Source organism: Dietzia sp. B19, assembly GCF_014145155.1.
In the GTDB taxonomy this organism is placed as follows: domain Bacteria; phylum Actinomycetota; class Actinomycetes; order Mycobacteriales; family Mycobacteriaceae; genus Dietzia; species Dietzia natronolimnaea.
Genome location: NZ_JAALED010000539.1, coordinates 1 through 1198 on the forward strand (window position 1 = coordinate 1; position 1198 = coordinate 1198).

The 1198-nt window shown below is 71.3% G+C and carries 1 protein-coding gene; it reads left to right on the forward strand.

Annotated elements, in window-relative coordinates:
- Positions 1–1198 (forward strand): NADH-quinone oxidoreductase subunit L (locus tag G6020_RS14660; protein WP_182611113.1); only part of this gene is annotated, 1198 nt, incomplete at both ends.

A 1198-nucleotide genomic window follows, 5' to 3' on the forward strand; every position in this document is an offset into this window, starting at 1 on the left:
TTCATCGGGTTCTGGCAGCACAAGCCGTCCGCGGCCACGGCGGCCAAGAAGGCGTTCCTGGTCAACCGCGTCGGGGACATCGGGCTCGCCGTGGCCCTGATGGTGATGGTCACGCAGCTGGGGACCCTGTCCTTCGACGGCGTCTTCGCCGCCGTCGACGGTGCTGGCGGCGCCGCGCCCGGGGTCGGCACCGGCCTGGTCACCGCGCTCGGCCTGCTGTTGCTGCTGGGCGCCTGCGCCAAGTCCGCCCAGGTGCCGCTGCAGTCGTGGCTCGGAGACGCCATGGAGGGCCCAACCCCGGTCTCGGCGCTGATCCACGCGGCCACCATGGTCACCGCCGGCGTCTACCTGATCACCCGGGCCAACCCGATCTTCGACGCGGCCCCGGCGGCGCGGACGGCGGTGATCGCGGTCGGCGCGGTGACACTGCTGTTCGGCGCCGTGATCGGCTGCGCCAAGGACGACATCAAGAAGGTGCTCGCCGCCTCCACCATGAGCCAGGTGGGATACATGGTCATGGCCGCCGGGTTCGGCCCCGCCGGATACGCCCTGGCGATCATGCACCTGCTCACCCACGGCTTCTTCAAGGCCGGCCTCTTCCTCGGAGCGGGATCGGTGATGCACGGGCTGGACGACGAGGTCGACATGCGGCGCTACGGTGCCCTGCGCGCGGTCATGCCGGTCACCTTTGTCACCTTCGGACTCGGCTACCTCGCGATCATCGGCGTCCCACCGTTCTCCGGCTTCTACTCCAAGGAGGGCATCATCTCCGCGGCGTTCGACGTGGGCGGCGGCGGGGCGGCCGGATACCTGCTCGGCGCGGTGGCGCTCCTCGGAGCCGGCCTGACCGCCTTCTACATGACGCGGGTGATGATCCTGACCTTCTTCGGCCGACAGCGATGGCGCGAGGGGGCCCATCCCCACGAGTCGCCGGTGTCCATGACGGCGCCGATGATCCTCATCGCGGTGGGGTCCGTGATCTCCGGGGCCCTGCTCGCTATCGGCGGGCGGCTGGAGGGTTGGCTGGCCCCGGTCGTGGGCGAGCACTACGCCGAGCACGTACTGCCGGTGTGGCTGGTCACCACCGCCTCGCTGGTGGTCGTGGCCGCCGGGGTGGCGGTCGCGGTGCGACGGTACGGCCGCACCGACATCCCGGAGCAGGCGCCCTCGGAGGTCTCCGCGCTCACCCGCGCCGCCC